This is a genomic window from Pseudomonas sp. LBUM1655 (genome assembly GCF_059716085.1).
On sequence record NZ_CP166801.1, the window covers coordinates 6,067,931 to 6,084,115 of the forward strand.

The following is a 16,185-nucleotide window of genomic DNA, read 5'->3' on the forward strand; positions in this document are numbered from 1 at the left end:
ACCGGGAGAGGGATCATTACAAAAGGTTTACGGCAGCGCGGCAACGATAGAGATTTCCACCAGAATGCTCGGCTTGGCCATCTTCGCTTCCACAGTAGCGCGGGCTGGGGCGGCGCCTTTGGGCAGCCACTGATCCCACACCGAGTTCATCCCGGCGAAGTGCGCCTCGATGTTGTTCAGGTAGATCGTCGCCGAGAGCAAATGCTGTTTGTCCGTCCCGGCCAGATCCAGCAAGCGCTCGATATTGGCAAGCACTTCGCGGGTCTGCTGCTCAACCCCGGCGTCGAAGTCGTCACCGACCTGCCCGGACAGGTACACCATACCGTTGTGGCTGACGATCTGACTCATGCGCTCATTGGTGAGCTGGCGCTGGATTGCCATGTTTTGCGGACTCCTGTGGCTTGTTGCCGTAACGGGAAATATCGAGGCCTTCGGCGCTGATCTGCGGCTTTTTCTTCGCCATCAGGTCAGCCAGCAAACGACCGGAACCGCACGCCATGGTCCAACCGAGCGTGCCGTGACCGGTGTTGAGGAACAGGTTCTTGAAAGGCGTAGCGCCCACGATCGGCGTGCCGTCCGGGGTAGTCGGACGCAGGCCGGTCCAGAAACTCGCCTCGGCCAGATTGCCGCCCTGAGGATAAAGGTCGTTGACGATCATCTCCAGGGTTTCGCGCCGACGCGGATTAAGCGACAGGTCAAAACCGGCGATTTCGGCCATGCCGCCCACGCGGATGCGGTTGTCGAAACGGGTGATCGCGACCTTGTAGGTCTCGTCGAGAATGGTCGACGTTGGGGCCATGTCCGGGTTGGTGATCGGCACGGTCAGCGAGTAACCCTTGAGCGGGTACACCGGGGCCTTGATGCCCAGCGGCTTGAGCAGTTGCGGCGAGTAGCTGCCGAGGGCCAGCACGTAGCGGTCGGCGGTTTCCAGCTTGCCGTCGATCCATACGCCGTTGATGCGATCACCGGCGTAATCAAGTTTCTGGATGTCCTGGCCGAAACGGAATTCAACGCCCAGTTTCACCGCCATTTCGGCGAGACGGGTAGTGAAGATCTGGCAGTCGCCGGTCTGGTCGTTCGGCAGGCGCAGGGCACCGGCGAGGATGTCGGTGACGCCAGCCAGAGCTGGCTCGACCCGGGCAATGCCGGCGCGGTCGAGGAGTTCAAATGGCACACCGGATTCTTTCAGTACGGCGATGTCTTTGGCGGCGTTATCCAGTTGCGCCTGGGTACGGAACAACTGAGTGGTGCCGAGGCTGCGGCCTTCGTAGGCGATGCCGGTTTCCGCGCGCAATTCGTCGAGGCAGTCGCGGCTGTACTCGGACAGACGCACCATGCGCTCCTTGTTCACCGCGTAACGGCTGGCGGTGCAGTTGCGCAGCATCTGCGCCATCCACAGGTATTGATCGATGTCAGCGGTGGCCTTGATCGCCAGCGGGGCGTGGCGTTGCAGCAGCCACTTGATCGCCTTGAGCGGCACGCCCGGCGCGGCCCACGGCGAGGCATAGCCCGGCGAAACCTGGCCGGCGTTGGCGAAACTGGTCTCCATGGCCGCGGCAGGCTGCCGGTCGACCACCACCACTTCAAACCCGGCACGGGCCAGATAATAAGCACTGGCGGTACCGATGACGCCGCTACCCAAGACCATAACGCGCATTTTTGTATCCCTCGTCGCGGCGGATCGCCGACGTGTTGTCAGAGCAATGATGCGCGCAGTGTAAAAAATAAATGCCAGTGCTTTTCACTATATAAGCGCCTATATTTGGCGACAATTCTCGGCAAAAACCCTTTTCACGGAGGCGCATCCCCTATGCGTACCAACACTCAGACCAAACGTGAGCTGGACAAGATCGACCGCAATATCTTGCGGATCCTGCAGGCAGACGGGCGGATTTCCTTTACCGAACTCGGGGAAAAGGTCGGTCTCTCCACCACGCCGTGCACCGAGCGGGTGCGCAGACTGGAGCGCGAGGGGATCATCATGGGCTACAACGCCCGGCTCAATCCGCAGCACTTGAAGGGTAGTCTCTTGGTGTTCGTCGAGATCAGCCTCGACTACAAATCCGGCGACACTTTCGAAGAGTTCCGACGCGCGGTGCTGAAATTGCCTCACGTGCTGGAGTGTCACTTGGTATCAGGGGATTTCGACTATCTGGTGAAGGCGCGGATTTCCGAGATGGCCTCGTACCGCAAGCTGCTGGGCGACATCCTGCTCAAGCTGCCGCATGTGCGCGAGTCCAAGAGCTATATCGTGATGGAAGAGGTGAAGGAAAGCCTGAGCCTGCCGATTCCGGATTGATCACCACAATGATCGTACCCACGCTCTGCGTGGGAACGATCATGACTCGGTCCAGAATGGACGCAGAGGCTAGACCAACACCTGCCGATTCGCCGCCATGTACTCGAAGATTTGCTTTTCAGCGCGCGGATGAATCAGCTCCACAGGCCCCCGCCCATTCGGGCAAGGCAACGTCTTCGTCGTCCCGAACAACCGGCAAATCAGTGGCCGCTCGCCATACACCGTGCAGCCATTCGGTCCCAAGTGCACACAGTTCAACGCCTCCATCGCCGCATCCTGCTCGGCGCGGGTCTTGCGCGGCAGGCGCGCCATCTCCTCAGGCGAAGTGGTTACCGGCCCGCAGCAGTCGTGGCAGCCCGGCACGCAATCGAACGTGGGGATCTGCTGGCGCAGGGTGCGGATTTTTTCGCTGTTGCAGCTCATCGAAGCGGTGACCAAGGTGAAATAGGCCGCAATTGTGCCGCAAAAGCCGTGATCCAGACACTGCAGGCCGACCAGTGTTGCCCGACCTCGCGCGAGCGGCTTATGCTCCGTCAAATTTTTTCGACACTTAGCCGTTGGATGATACTCATGCCTCACGTTGCCTCTTACTACGCCGCCAGCAGCCTGCCGCAACCGGATCATCCGCTGCTGCAAGGTGAAGTGATTGCCGACGTGTGCGTGGTCGGCGGCGGGTTTTCGGGGCTGAACACCGCGCTGGAATTGGCCGAACGCGGCCTCAGCGTGGTGTTGCTGGAGGCGCACAAGATCGGTTGGGGCGCCAGCGGTCGCAATGGCGGACAACTGATTCGCGGGGTCGGCCATGGCCTCGATCAGTTCGCCAACGTCATCGGTGTCGACGGCGTGCGGCAGATGAAACTCATGGGCCTGGAAGCGGTGGAAATCGTCCGCCAGCGGGTCGAGCGGTTTCAGATTGCCTGCGATCTGACCTGGGGCTATTGCGACCTCGCCAACAAACCTGCCGACCTTGAAGGGTTTGCCGAAGATGCCGAGGAGCTGCGCGGCCTCGGTTATCGCTATGAAACCCGCTTGCTGCAAGCCAATGAAATGCACACCGTGGTCGGTTCCAAGCGCTATGTGGGCGGCTTGATCGACATGGGTTCCGGGCATCTGCATCCACTGAATCTGGCACTGGGTGAAGCGGCCGCAGCGCAGCAACTGGGAGTCAAACTGTTCGAGCATTCGGCAGTCACCCGCATCGACTACGGCCCCGAAGTGAAGGTCCATACAGCGCAGGGTTCGGTACGCGCCAAGACTCTGGTGCTGGGCTGCAACGCTTACCTCAATGATCTCAACCCGCAACTCAGCGGCAAGGTGCTGCCAGCGGGCAGCTACATCATCGCCACCGAGCCTTTGAGCGAAGAACAGGCGCACAACCTTTTGCCCCAGAACATGGCGGTCTGTGACCAGCGGGTAGCGCTGGACTACTACCGACTCTCGGCGGATCGGCGTTTGCTGTTCGGTGGCGCCTGCCATTATTCGGGGCGCGATCCAAAGGACATCGCCGCGTACATGCAACCGAAAATGCTCGAAGTCTTTCCGCAACTGGCCGGGGTGAAGATTGATTACCAGTGGGGCGGGATGATTGGCATCGGCGCCAATCGCCTTCCGCAGATTGGCCGGCTCAATGATCAGCCGAATGTGTATTACGCCCAGGCTTATTCCGGCCATGGCGTGAATGCCACGCATCTGGCGGGTCAGTTGCTCGCCGAGGCCATCAGTGGGCAGCAAAGCGGTGGCTTTGATCTGTTTGCCAAGGTGCCGCACATCACCTTCCCGGGCGGCAAACATCTGCGCTCGCCGTTGTTGGCGTTGGGGATGTTGTGGCATCGGCTTAAAGAGTTGGTCTGATGGATATGTGCCGCCTTCCATGATCGTTCCCACGCAGAGCGTGGGAACGATCAGTTGCAGTCAGATCCGCCAGAACGGTTTCAACCCCTCCTCCAGCGCTTGCTCACGCGTCAACCCGACATCCTTGAGCTGATCAGCCGTCAACCCCAACAACGCCTTACGCGTGTGCAGACGATGCCAGATCAGGCCCCAGCGGCTCAGTCCGGATGGCGCGTTGCGCATGGCCGAATTCCACGCACTGTCCTCCTGCCCTGCCGCCAATTCCTGACTGTGTAACGTCAGCCGCACATCGCTCAAGCCGTTCATTTTTGTCGCTCCTGTTTACTTGGGTAGCCAGAGATTCCATGATGCGCGGGCCGGCAAAAGCATTACAGATTCAACCAATCTGTATTAACTCCATACAGATTTGCTGTTTCTGCTACTGAATTGTCGATTTACGCCGCATCTGTACTGGTTTTTCGAATCACCTGCATCGAGGCAGTGCCATGACGCTTTATGTGAACCTCGCCGAACTGCTCGGCACGCGCATCGAACAAGGCTTCTATCGTCCTGGTGACAGGCTGCCGTCGGTGCGCGCCTTGAGCGTAGAACATGGCGTCAGCCTCAGCACGGTGCAGCAGGCTTATCGCATGCTCGAGGACAGCGGCCTGGCCACGCCGAAACCCAAGTCGGGGTATTTCGTGCCGGTCGGTCGCGAACTGCCGGAGCTGCCCGCCATCGGGCGTCCGGCGCAGCGGCCGGTGGAAATTTCGCAGTGGGATCAGGTGCTGGAGCTGATTCGCGCGGTGCCGCGCAAGGATGTGGTGCAACTCGGTCGCGGCATGCCCGACGTCACCTCGCCGACCATGAAACCGCTGCTGCGCGGGCTGGCGCGCATCAGTCGCCGTCAGGACATGCCCGGTCTGTATTACGACAACATCCACGGCACCCTCGAACTGCGCGAACAGATCGCCCGGCTGATGCTCGATTCCGGCTGCCAGTTGAGCGCCGCCGACCTGGTCGTCACCACCGGCTGTCACGAAGCGCTGTCGACCAGCATCCACGCGATCTGCGAGCCGGGCGACATCGTCGCAGTGGACTCGCCGAGCTTTCACGGTGCCATGCAGACGCTCAAGGGGCTGGGCATGAAAGCCTTGGAAATCCCTACCGACCCGCTCACCGGCATCAGCCTCGAAGCGCTGGAACTGGCGCTGGAGCAATGGCCAATCAAGGTCATCCAGCTCACGCCCAACTGCAACAACCCACTCGGCTACATCATGCCGGAAGCACGCAAACGCGCCCTGCTCAACCTGGCTCAGCGTTTCGACGTGGCGATCATCGAGGACGATGTGTATGGCGAACTGGCCTACACCTACCCGCGCCCACGCACGATCAAATCCTTCGACGAAGACGGCCGCGTGCTGCTGTGCAGTTCGTTTTCCAAGACCCTCGCGCCGGGGCTGCGCATTGGCTGGGTCGCTCCGGGGCGTTATCTGGAACGGGTGCTGCACATGAAATACATCAGCACCGGCTCTACCGCGCCGCAACCACAGATCGCCATTGCCGAATTTCTCAAGTCAGGTCATTTCGAACCTCATTTGCGGCGGATGCGCACGCAATACCAGCGCAATCGCGACATGATGATCGACTGGGTCACGCGCTACTTCCCTGCTGGCACCCGCGCCAGTCGTCCACAGGGCAGTTTCATGCTGTGGGTTGAATTGCCGGAGGGTTTCGACACCCTGAAACTGAATCGCGCGCTGCACGATCAAGGCGTACAGATTGCCGTCGGCAGCATCTTTTCCGCCTCGGGCAAGTACCGCAATTGCCTGCGGATGAACTACGCTGCCAAACCGACACCGCTGATAGAAGAGGCGGTACGCAAGGTCGGCGCGGCAGCAATCAAACTGCTGGCTGAAGCCGACTGACCTTTTTCCAGTGACCAGCATCCAAATGCCACCCCCTGCCGCCAACCGGAACGATCCTACGTGAGCCTCAGACAGCCCCTACTCGCTTTGTTGATGCTCACCGCGCTTCTGAGCGGCTGCGCCAGTCTCAATGTGCCGCGCGAACCGAGTCAGGCATTGCCCGCCTCCGACTCAAGTTTCGGCCGCTCGATCCAGGCTCAGGCCACGCCGTATCAGGGCCGTTCCGGTTTTCGCCTACTGTCCAACAGCACCGAGGCGTTCACCGCCCGCGCCGAGCTGATCCGCAACGCGCAGAGCAGCCTCGACTTGCAGTACTACATCGTTCACGACGGCGTCAGCACGCGGATGCTGGTGGAGGAACTGCTCAAGGCTGCCGACCGTGGCGTGCGCGTGCGAATCCTGCTCGACGACACCACCAGCGACGGCCTCGACCAGATCATTGCCACGCTGGCAGCGCATCCGCAGATCCAGATTCGCCTGTTCAACCCGCTGCATCTGGGGCGCAGCACGGGCGTGACCCGGGCGGCCGGTCGCCTGTTAAACCTGTCGCTGCAACACCGGCGAATGCACAACAAGCTGTGGCTGGCGGACAACAGCGTGGCCATCGTCGGTGGGCGCAATCTGGGCGACGAGTATTTCGATGCCGAACCGAATTTGAATTTCACCGATATCGACATGCTCAGCGTGGGGCCGGTGGCCGAACAACTCGGGCACAGCTTCGACCAGTACTGGAACAGTGCCCTGAGCAAACCCATCGAAGAATTCCTCTCCAGCAAACCCTCGGCCAGGGATTTGCAGAACACCCGCACGCGCCTGGAGGAATCACTGGAAGAAACCCGCAAGCAGAATCATGCGCTGTATCAGCAGTTGATGACCTTCAAAACCGAACCGCGCATGGACATCTGGCGCAAAGAGCTGATCTGGGCCTGGAGTCAGGCGCTGTGGGATGCCCCGAGCAAGGTGCTGGCCAAGGGTGAACCTGATCCGCAGTTGCTGCTGACCACACAACTGGCGCCGGAACTCACGGGCGTCAGCAAAGAGCTGATCATGATCTCGGCCTATTTCGTGCCGGGCCAGCCGGGGCTGGTGTACCTGACCGGACGTGCCGATGCCGGTGTGTCGGTGAAACTGCTGACCAATTCACTGGAAGCCACCGATGTGCCAGCCGTGCACGGCGGTTATGCGCCTTATCGCAAGGCGTTGCTGGAACACGGTGTGAAACTATTCGAACTGCGCCGCCAGCCCGGTGATGGTGGTGGTAGCGGCCCGCATATTTTTTACGGCAAGTCGTTTCGCGGGTCGGATTCCAGCCTGCACAGCAAGGCGATGATCTTTGATCGGCAGAAGTCGTTTATCGGCTCATTCAACTTCGACCCGCGCTCGGTGCTGTGGAACACCGAAGTCGGCGTACTGGTGGATAGCCCTGAACTGGCCACGCACGTGCGCGAACTGGCCCTGCAAGGCATGGCGCCAGCGCTGAGTTACGAGGCGAAGCTTGAGAATGGGCAGATCGTCTGGGTAACCGAGGACAACGGCCAACTGCACACGCTGGCCAAAGAACCGGGGAGTTGGTGGCGACGCTTCAATGCGTGGTTCAGCACTACCGTGGGCCTTGAGCGGATGTTGTAGCCCCGGCGAGAGCTATTCAGGCAGGCTCGGCCTCTGTGCCGAACGCACCTTGACGCGACAGCAGAATCACCAGCCCGAATGCCCCGGCCGCCATCAGCCACGGCAGCGCATGCCCGCTGATCCACTGACTGCCCGCCCCCGCCGCCAAAGGCCCGACCAGACAACCCACACCCCACAACTGCGCAATATGTGCATTGGCTCGCACCAGCGCATCGTCGCGATATCGCTCACCGATGAGGATCAGCGACAAAGTGAACAAGCCACCGGCACTGGCGCCGAACAGCACCCACAAAGGCCAGATCAGCAGCGTATCGAGCAGCACGGGAATCGCCAGACTCGATAGCATCAACACCACCGCGCAGCCGGTAAACAGCGTGCGCCGCGACAGATAATCGGCCAATGCGCCAATCGGTAATTGCAGCAACGCATCCCCCACGACGACGGTGCTGACCATCGCCAGGGCGATCTCTGCAGTAAAACCCTGTTGCAGGCAATACACCGGAAGCAGCGTCAGGATCATCGCCTCGAACGCGGCAAACAACGACACCGCCCAGGCAATCGCCGGCAGCTCGCGTGCAAAATTCCACAGGTCGCGGAAGGTCACGCTGCTCGCTTCACTGCTTGGCGCACCGCTGCGTCCCAGCAAGAGCAAGGGCGAAACCAGCAACAAACCGACTCCCACCCAGAAACCATAGTCATGCTCGGTGCCGAGCGCACTCAACAGCAGCGGGCCCGACAGTTGGCTCAACGCATAACTGCTGCCATACAGCGCCACCAGTCGGCCGCGCCACTGCTCGACCACCAGTTGATTGATCCAGCTCTCGCCGAGGATGAAGACGATGGTCAGGATCACACCGATCATCAGCCGTAGCACCAGCCAGATCGGATAGCTCGGCAACAACGCCAGCAGCCCGATCGACAGCGCGCCGGCCCACAAGCACAGGCGCATCAGGTTCGCCGTGCCGAAACGCGCAGCCAGATGACTGGAAATCTTCGCGCCCAACAGCACACCAATCGCCGGCATCGCCGCCATCACGCCAATGGCGAAGGACCCGTAACCCCAACCTTCCAGACGCAACGACACCAACGGCATGCTGACCCCCAGGGCCAGGCCGACACTCAAGACAGACGCCAACACGGCGAAATACGTCGCCCACCGCATGTTCCACGCTCCTGTGGATGTTCTTGTTTTCATCACAAAACTAATGTGGGAGCGAGCCTATGTGGCGAGGGGATTTATCCCCGATGGGTCGCGCAGCGGCCCCAAAACCTGAACTCGCGGCGTATCAGCTACACCGCATTTACTGGTTTTGCGACTGCTTCGCAGCCGATCGGGGATAAATCCCCTCACCACAAAGGCTCGCTCCCACAGGGGATCTGCTTCGTCTGGAAGGCCTGCTCGTGACAGGCCTTCGTTAACGACTTACAGCTTGATCCACGTCGCCTTCAGCTCGGTGTATTTGTCGAACGCGTGCAGCGACTTGTCGCGACCGTTACCCGACTGCTTGAAGCCGCCGAAGGGTGCAGTCATGTCACCGCCATCGTACTGATTGACCCACACGCTGCCAGCGCGCAGTGCCTTGGCAGTCAGATGCGCCTTGGAAATGTCCTGCGTCCACACTGCTGCGGCCAAGCCATAAGGCGTGTCGTTGGCGATCTGGATCGCCTCTTCGGCGGTATCGAAAGCGATAACCGACAGCACCGGGCCGAAGATCTCTTCCTGAGCGATCTTCATCGCATTACTGACGCCGTCGAAAATCGTTGGCTCAACGTAAGTGCCGCCGGTTTCCTGAAGAATGCGCTTGCCCCCAGCGACCAGTTTGGCGCCATCGGTATGCCCGGATTCGATGTACGACAGCACGGTGTTCATCTGCTGGGTATCGACCAGCGCGCCGACGTTGGTTGCCGGATCGAGCGGATTGCCCGGTTTCCAGGATTTCAGCGCCTCGATGACCATCGGCAGGAATTTGTCCTTGATCGAACGCTCGACCAGAAGACGCGAACCGGCGGTGCACACTTCGCCCTGGTTGAAGGCGATGGCGCTGGCAGCGGATTCGGCGGCGGCTTGCAGATCCGGCGCATCGGCAAAGACGATGTTCGGGCTCTTGCCACCGGCCTCCAGCCACACGCGTTTCATGTTCGATTCGCCGGAGTAGATCATCAGTTGCTTGGCAATCTTGGTCGAACCGGTGAACACCAGGGTATCGACATCGTTGTGCAGGGCCAACGCCTTGCCGACGGTGTGGCCGTAGCCCGGCAGCACGTTGAGCACGCCTTTCGGGATACCGGCTTCAACGGCCAGTGCCGCGATACGGATGGCGGTCAGCGGGGATTTTTCCGATGGCTTGAGGATCACCGAGTTACCGGTCGACAGTGCCGGGCCGAGTTTCCAGCAAGCCATCATCAGCGGGAAGTTCCACGGCACGATGGCGCCAACCACGCCCACTGGCTCGCGAGTCACCAGACCCAGTTGATCGTGCGGGGTGGCCGCGACTTCATCGTAGATCTTGTCGATTGCCTCACCGCTCCAGCTCAGCGCTTGTGCCGCGCCCGGAACGTCGATGTACAGCGAATCGCTGATCGGCTTGCCCATGTCGAGGGTTTCGAGCAGGGCCAGTTCTTCGGCGTGCTGCTTGAGCAGGCTGGCGAAGCGAATCATGGTGGCTTTGCGTTTGGTCGGCGCCAGGCGCGACCAGACGCCGGAATTGAAGGTGGCGCGGGCGTTTTCCACGGCGCGCTGGGCGTCGGCGGCATCACAGCTGGCAATCTTGCCCAGCAGACGGCCATCGACCGGGCTGATGCACTCGAAAGTCTCACCGGAGACGGCGTCGGTGTATTCGCCATTGAGGTAGGCGCGGCCTTCGATCTTCAAATCGCGGGCGCGTTGTTCCCAGTCGGCACGAGTCAGGGTGGTCATTTAAGTGTCCTCCTCTTGTTGAATACGAGCGCCGCGCGATCGTCGCCAGCGTCCTCAGGAATTCTGCCTGGCCAGCCTGCTTTTCGGCCCAAGGCACCCGCCACCCTAAACCAGCGGCCGGGGTTGTTTCAATATATTTGACATAAGCGCGCTATACAGCCTTGCGGTGTTCAATTTAATAAACATAGACTTTGGCCCTTTCCAGCCATTGCGCCGTCATTACGGGAGAAAACAACAATGAACATCCAGAACGTCGTCGACATCAGCCTGACCACCAGCGAAGCCGAGCGCTATCGCCCGGACCCGACCAAAGTGCTCAAGGGGGATCCCGAGCAAGCGGTGTTCAACCAATACGACAGCCCCTGTGGGCAGATGAACGTCGGCGTGTGGGAAGGTGCGGTGGGCCAGTGGACGGTGAATTACACCGAGCATGAATACTGCGAAATTCTGCAGGGTGTTTCGGTGCTGCGTGACAGCGATGGCAATGCCAAGACATTGCGTGTGGGTGACCGTTTCGTTATTCCGGCGGGGTTCCGCGGCACCTGGGAGGTGCTGGAGGCGTGCCGAAAGATTTATGTGATCTTTGAGAAAAAATAACTATATACCGCACGGGTTGGCGAAACTGATCAGAGAATCGAGTGGCCCGAATAAGGGCACCCAACTTACGCATAAGGAAATGCGACATGCCCAATGAAGAAGTACTGCAACAAATTCACCACTTGATCGGTACCCGCTACGTACCGAGCGTAGAGGCCTACATCACAGAACTGACGGGCCGTACGCATGTCCGTAGCGGACCGGTTGGCACCACTGATCATCGGCCCGAACGACTAAACATCGACCAGGATCTGACAGGCAACATCGTGTCGTTCCACTTTGGCTGAGAGCGACTCAAACCGGAGGCATGAGGGATAAATCCCAACTGGTTTCCAGGCAACAAAAAAGGCCCGTATCGTGAGATACGGGCCTTTTTTGTAAGTCGGGAAAAATCAATTACTTGATTTTGCCTTCCTTGTACATCACGTGCTTGCGAACAACCGGATCATATTTCTTGATCTCGATTTTGTCCGGGGTAGTACGCTTGTTCTTGTCGGTAGTGTAGAAGTGACCAGTACCGGCGCTCGAGATCAAACGAATCAATTCACGCATGATTAGCTCCCTTAAATCTTGCCATCGCGGCGAAGTTCGGCGAGCACGACAGTGATGCCACGCTTGTCGATGATACGCATGCCTTTGGCAGATACGCGCAGACGCACAAAACGTTTCTCTTCTTCAACCCAGAAGCGGTGATGCTGCAGGTTCGGCAGGAAACGACGACGGGTTTTGTTGTTTGCGTGGGAAATGTTATTCCCAGTCACCGGACCCTTACCGGTAACTTGACATACTCTCGACATGCCTCAGCCCTCTAAAACCACATGCCCAACCCGGCATGGGTTGGCCGCTTAATCTCTCAGTCATTTGGCGCCAGGCGCCGCGTTTCTTTAGAGGTCTTACCGGCTACACCTACAGTGAAGGAACCGGGCCCCTAGAAAAGAGCGCTGCTTTATACCAGAAAGACCGGGGTACAACAACATTCGGTGTGCAATCAATCAATAAAAGCACGGAAATTCTGCCTGCAAGGGCTTTGGATAAAGGCCGGCACCGGTTTTTACCGCTCGTCGCAGAAAACCGCTGATACACGCGATTCGCCCTCGTCGTCTCGCCACCAGCCACACATAACTGCCTACGGCCGCCCCCAAAAATGCAAAAAGGGGATAGTCATTTGCAATCGCGCCCTCTAGGGTAGGACTTTTCCAGACTGCACTTGCAGATGGGCCTTCGATCTGTAAAAGGAAACCGACCATGCGCCTCGCTGCCCTACCCCTGTTGCTCGCCCCGCTCCTGCTGAGCCCCCTGGCCCAGGCCGCCGCGCTGAGCGTCTGCACCGAGGCCAGCCCTGAAGGGTTCGACGTGGTGCAATACAACTCGCTGACCACCACCAATGCCTCGGCCGACGTGCTGATGAATCGCCTGGTGGACTTCGACACCGCCAGCGGCAAGGTAGTCCCGAGCCTGGCCGACAGCTGGGAAGTCAGCACTGACGGCCTGACTTATATCTTCAAACTGCACCCGCAGGTGAAGTTTCACACCACCGATTACTTCAAGCCGAGCCGCGAGCTGACCGCAGAAGACGTCAAATTCAGTTTTGACCGCATGCTCGACCCAGCCAATCCTTGGCACAAAGTCGCCCAGAGCGGCTTCCCGCACGCGCAGTCAATGCAATTGCCGGCACTGATCAAGAAGATCGATGCCCTGGACCCGCTGACCGTGCGCTTCACCCTTGATCACCCGGACTCGACCTTCCTCGCCACCCTGAGCATGGGTTTCGCCTCGGTCTATTCCGCTGAATACGCCGACAAGCTGCTCAAGGCCAACGCGACAGAGAAGCTCAACAGCCAGCCGATCGGCACCGGCCCGTTCGTCTTCACCCGTTTTCAGAAAGACGCCGCGATTCGCTATAAAGCCAACCCGGATTACTTCGGCGGCAAGCCGTCTGTTGACCCGCTGATCTTCGCTATTACCCCGGACGCCAACGTGCGCCTGCAAAAGTTGCGGCGTAACGAATGCCAGATCGCCCTGTCGCCAAAACCCCTGGACGTACAGGCAGCGCTGAAAGAACCGACGCTGAAAGTCGAAAAGACTGACGCATTCATGACCGCATTCGTTGGCATCAACAGCCAGCATCCGCCATTGGACAAGCCAGAAGTGCGGCAGGCCATCAACCTGGCTTTCGACAAGACCAACTACATCAAAGCCGTGTTCGAAGACACTGCCGAAGCGGCCAACGGGGTTTATCCACCGAACACCTGGGGCTACGCGAAGAACCTCGCGGGCTACCCTCACGACGTGGCGAAAGCCAAGGCACTGCTGGCCAAGGCCGGTTTGAAGGACGGCTTCCAGACCACCATCTGGACGCGTCCGTCCGGCAGCCTGCTCAACCCGAACCCGAGCCTCGGCGCACAGATGTTGCAGTCTGATCTCGCCGAAATCGGCATTCAGGCGGAGATCCGCGTGATCGAGTGGGGCGAGCTGATCCGCCGCGCCAAGGCGGGCGAGCATGACTTGCTGTTCATGGGCTGGGCCGGCGACAACGGCGACCCGGACAACTTCCTCACACCGCAGTTTTCCTGCGCGGCGGTCAAGTCCGGCACCAACTTCGCCCGCTATTGCAACGCCGACCTGGACAAGCTGATCAGCGCTGGCAAGACCACCAGCGAGCAAGGGGTGCGCACCAAGCTCTATGAGCAGGCGCAGGCGCAGATTCAGCAGCAGGCGCTTTGGCTGCCGCTGGCGCATCCGACCGCGTACGCACTGACCCGCAAGGATGTGCAGGGCTATTCGGTGAGCCCGTTCGGCCGGCAGGACTATTCGAAGGTCAGCCTCAAATAACCGCAACAACACAAAACCTGTGGGAGCTGGCTTGCCTGCGATGACGGCGGCACATTCAGCACAACTGCGGCCTGTCAGTCTGCTATCGCTGGCAAGCCAGCTCCCACAGGGAGTAGCGTTTTCCTGAGATTTACATCCAGCCGCATTCCGCCATCGACAGTGGCTCGCCATCACCAACGATGAAGTGATCCAGCACCCGCACATCAATCAGTTCGAGCGCCTTCTGCAATCGCTTGGTCAGGAGTCGATCCGCCTGGCTGGGATCGGTATTACCCGACGGGTGGTTATGGCACAGGATCACCGCCGCTGCGTTGTTTGCCAGAGCACGTTTTACGACTTCCCGGGGATGCACGCTGGTGTTATCGATCGACCCGCGAAACAGCGCCTCGAACACCAAAACCTGATGTTTGGAATCGAGAAACAGGCAGCCAAACACCTCGTGCGGCTCGTGGCGCAGCATGGATTTCAGATAATCGCGAACCGCTTGCGGACTCTCCAGCGCCGGTTTTTTACGCATGCGCTCGGCCAAGTGCCGACGGCTCATCTCCAGCACCGCCTGCAACTGGGCAAACTTTGCCGGCCCCAGTCCCAATTGCTTGCTGAACGCCACTAGATCGGCCTCCAGTAGCGCGCGCAGGCTGCCGAACTGATTCAACAGGTGTCGCGCCAGATCCACCGCGCTTTTTCCAGTGACCCCGGTTCGTAAAAAGATCGCCAACAACTCAGCGTCGGAGAGAGCCCCCGAACCCTGTTCAAGCAGCTTCTCCCGCGGCCTTTCCGCCTCCGGCCAATCGCGAATACTCATACACATTCCTTGTCTGTGGGCGCCGCTGTTCCGTAGCGGTCGCTGTGATATCGTAGCCCATCTTTTTTGCGGTCGATTTATCCCTGGGGAGGGGGCATCGCACCGCAGTCATCAACGAATTGAAAGGCAGACCTATGCAGCGGCTGTATCGGAAACGCATCGTTCTGGGCGTCGGCGGCGGCATCGCGGCCTACAAGAGCGCTGATCTGGTTCGTCGCCTGATCGACCAGGGTGCCGAAGTGCGCGTGGTCATGACCCACGGCGGCGCCGAGTTCATTACCCCGCTGACCATGCAGGCCCTGTCAGGCCACCCGGTTCACCTGGATTTGCTCGACCCGGCCGCCGAAGCGGCGATGGGCCACATCGAGCTGGCAAAATGGGCCGATCTGGTGCTGATCGCACCGGCCACCGCCGACCTGCTCGCCCGTCTGGCGCAAGGTATCGCCAACGATTTGCTGACCACGCTGGTGCTGGCCACCGACGCCGTAGTGGCAGTCGCTCCGGCGATGAACCAGGCAATGTGGCGCGACCCGGCGACCCAGGCCAACCTGCAACTCCTCGAAAGCCGTGGTCTGAAAACCTTCGGCCCGGCCTCGGGCAGCCAGGCCTGCGGCGACGTCGGTATGGGCCGGATGATGGAAGCCACCGATCTGGCCCAGTGCGCGGCGGACTGCTTCCAGCGTCAGGCATTGACCGGCAAGCATGTGGTGATCACCGCCGGCCCGACCCAAGAGAACATCGACCCAGTGCGCTACATCACCAACCATAGCTCCGGAAAAATGGGCTTTGCCCTGGCCGAAGCAGCGGTTGAGGCCGGTGCCCGCGTGACCCTGATCAGCGGCCCGGTGCACCTGCCGACCCCGGATCGCGTCACGCGCATCGACGTGGTCAGCGCCCGCGACATGCTCGCGGCGTGCGAAGCCGCAATCCCTTGCGACGTGTTCATATCCTCGGCAGCGGTCGCGGATTACCGCCCGGAAGTCATCGCCCCGCAAAAACTCAAGAAAGATCCTACGAGCGGCGACGGTTTCGTCCTGCAAATGGTGCGTAACCCGGACATCCTGGCCACCATCGCGACCCGTCCCGACCGTCCGTTCAGTGTCGGCTTCGCCGCCGAGACCGAACACCTGCTCGACTACGCTGCTCGCAAGCTGAAGGACAAGAATCTCGATTTGATCGTCGCCAACGACGTCGCCAACCCGAGCATCGGTTTCAACAGCGAAGAAAACGCCTGCAGCGTGATTGACCGTGAGCTGCACGCCACGGTTTTCGCCCAGACCAGCAAGAGCAAGATCGCTCGCCAACTGGTCACTTTTATCGCCGAACGTCTGAACCAGGTTTAATTTAC

17 protein-coding genes are annotated in these 16,185 nt (G+C 60.0%); 8 read left to right on the forward strand and 9 right to left on the reverse strand.

The window, feature by feature from the left end; all coding sequences use genetic code 11:
• Positions 1-27 precede the first annotated feature (27 nt).
• Together ACA074_RS27390 and dadA are read right to left on the reverse strand one after the other, a co-directional pair.
• Positions 28-381, reverse strand: a complete 354-nt coding sequence (locus ACA074_RS27390; protein ID WP_401271968.1) for a RidA family protein — start codon at positions 379-381, stop codon at positions 28-30.
• A complete protein-coding gene (gene dadA / locus ACA074_RS27395) occupies positions 353-1,657 on the reverse strand; it encodes a D-amino acid dehydrogenase (protein WP_401271969.1) in 1,305 nt (434 codons plus the stop codon). The genes ACA074_RS27390 and dadA overlap by 29 nt, the downstream gene beginning before the upstream one ends.
• A 153-nt stretch (positions 1,658-1,810) precedes the next feature.
• On the opposite strand from dadA, the gene ACA074_RS27400 reads away from it, so the two are divergent.
• Complete coding sequence (locus ACA074_RS27400) at positions 1,811-2,299, forward strand: Lrp/AsnC ligand binding domain-containing protein (RefSeq protein ID WP_003177284.1); 489 nt, start codon at positions 1,811-1,813, stop codon at positions 2,297-2,299.
• A 69-nt stretch (positions 2,300-2,368) separates the two neighbouring features.
• Here the strand turns inward: ACA074_RS27400 and ACA074_RS27405 are convergent, their stop codons facing one another.
• A complete protein-coding gene (locus tag ACA074_RS27405) occupies positions 2,369-2,722 on the reverse strand; it encodes a YkgJ family cysteine cluster protein (protein WP_187680379.1) in 354 nt (117 codons plus the stop codon).
• A gap of 138 nt (positions 2,723-2,860) precedes the next feature.
• Between ACA074_RS27405 and ACA074_RS27410 the strand changes: the two genes are divergently transcribed.
• Positions 2,861-4,150: an NAD(P)/FAD-dependent oxidoreductase gene (locus tag ACA074_RS27410; RefSeq protein ID WP_497678134.1), complete on the forward strand. Its 1,290-nt coding sequence runs from the start codon at positions 2,861-2,863 to the stop codon at positions 4,148-4,150.
• A gap of 60 nt (positions 4,151-4,210) precedes the next feature.
• Here the strand turns inward: ACA074_RS27410 and ACA074_RS27415 are convergent, their stop codons facing one another.
• Positions 4,211-4,456 (reverse strand): DUF1127 domain-containing protein, encoded by a 246-nt coding sequence (locus tag ACA074_RS27415; protein ID WP_187680358.1) that lies wholly within the window; start codon positions 4,454-4,456, stop codon positions 4,211-4,213.
• 179 nt (positions 4,457-4,635) lie between these two features.
• On the opposite strand from ACA074_RS27415, the gene ACA074_RS27420 reads away from it, so the two are divergent.
• Both ACA074_RS27420 and ACA074_RS27425 read left to right on the forward strand, forming a co-directional pair.
• Positions 4,636-6,057 (forward strand): aminotransferase-like domain-containing protein, encoded by a 1,422-nt coding sequence (locus tag ACA074_RS27420; protein WP_187680357.1) that lies wholly within the window; start codon positions 4,636-4,638, stop codon positions 6,055-6,057.
• Between the two features lie 60 nt (positions 6,058-6,117).
• A complete protein-coding gene (locus ACA074_RS27425; protein WP_401271971.1) occupies positions 6,118-7,686 on the forward strand; it encodes a phospholipase D family protein in 1,569 nt (522 codons plus the stop codon).
• Between the two features lie 16 nt (positions 7,687-7,702).
• On the opposite strand, the gene ACA074_RS27430 is transcribed toward ACA074_RS27425, so the two are convergent.
• Together ACA074_RS27430 and ACA074_RS27435 are read right to left on the reverse strand one after the other, a co-directional pair.
• Positions 7,703-8,848, reverse strand: coding sequence for an MFS transporter (locus ACA074_RS27430; RefSeq protein WP_497678135.1), 1,146 nt, complete (start codon positions 8,846-8,848; stop codon positions 7,703-7,705).
• A 261-nt stretch (positions 8,849-9,109) separates the two neighbouring features.
• Complete coding sequence (locus ACA074_RS27435; RefSeq protein WP_187680354.1) at positions 9,110-10,603, reverse strand: aldehyde dehydrogenase; 1,494 nt, start codon at positions 10,601-10,603, stop codon at positions 9,110-9,112.
• A 237-nt stretch (positions 10,604-10,840) separates the two neighbouring features.
• Between ACA074_RS27435 and ACA074_RS27440 the strand changes: the two genes are divergently transcribed.
• Together ACA074_RS27440 and ACA074_RS27445 are read left to right on the forward strand one after the other, a co-directional pair.
• Positions 10,841-11,200 (forward strand): cupin domain-containing protein, encoded by a 360-nt coding sequence (locus tag ACA074_RS27440; RefSeq protein ID WP_401271973.1) that lies wholly within the window; start codon positions 10,841-10,843, stop codon positions 11,198-11,200.
• 86 nt (positions 11,201-11,286) lie between these two features.
• Positions 11,287-11,487 (forward strand): hypothetical protein, encoded by a 201-nt coding sequence (locus ACA074_RS27445; RefSeq protein ID WP_401271974.1) that lies wholly within the window; start codon positions 11,287-11,289, stop codon positions 11,485-11,487.
• Positions 11,488-11,596: 109 nt separating this feature from the next.
• Here the strand turns inward: ACA074_RS27445 and rpmG are convergent, their stop codons facing one another.
• Both rpmG and rpmB read right to left on the reverse strand, forming a co-directional pair.
• Entirely contained in the window at positions 11,597-11,752 is a 156-nt protein-coding gene (rpmG, locus tag ACA074_RS27450; protein ID WP_016772554.1) for a 50S ribosomal protein L33, read from the reverse strand.
• An 11-nt stretch (positions 11,753-11,763) separates the two neighbouring features.
• Complete coding sequence (rpmB, locus tag ACA074_RS27455; protein ID WP_007920377.1) at positions 11,764-11,997, reverse strand: 50S ribosomal protein L28; 234 nt, start codon at positions 11,995-11,997, stop codon at positions 11,764-11,766.
• A 448-nt stretch (positions 11,998-12,445) separates the two neighbouring features.
• On the opposite strand from rpmB, the gene ACA074_RS27460 reads away from it, so the two are divergent.
• Positions 12,446-14,032: an ABC transporter substrate-binding protein gene (locus tag ACA074_RS27460; protein WP_187680351.1), complete on the forward strand. Its 1,587-nt coding sequence runs from the start codon at positions 12,446-12,448 to the stop codon at positions 14,030-14,032.
• A gap of 130 nt (positions 14,033-14,162) precedes the next feature.
• Here ACA074_RS27460 and radC read toward each other — a convergent pair whose 3' ends face one another.
• Positions 14,163-14,837, reverse strand: a complete 675-nt coding sequence (gene radC, locus ACA074_RS27465; protein WP_401272146.1) for a RadC family protein — start codon at positions 14,835-14,837, stop codon at positions 14,163-14,165.
• Positions 14,838-14,971: 134 nt separating this feature from the next.
• Here radC and coaBC point away from each other — a divergent pair, with 134 nt between their 5' ends.
• Positions 14,972-16,180 (forward strand): bifunctional phosphopantothenoylcysteine decarboxylase/phosphopantothenate--cysteine ligase CoaBC, encoded by a 1,209-nt coding sequence (gene coaBC, locus ACA074_RS27470; protein WP_187680377.1) that lies wholly within the window; start codon positions 14,972-14,974, stop codon positions 16,178-16,180.
• Positions 16,181-16,185: the final 5 nt, after the last annotated feature.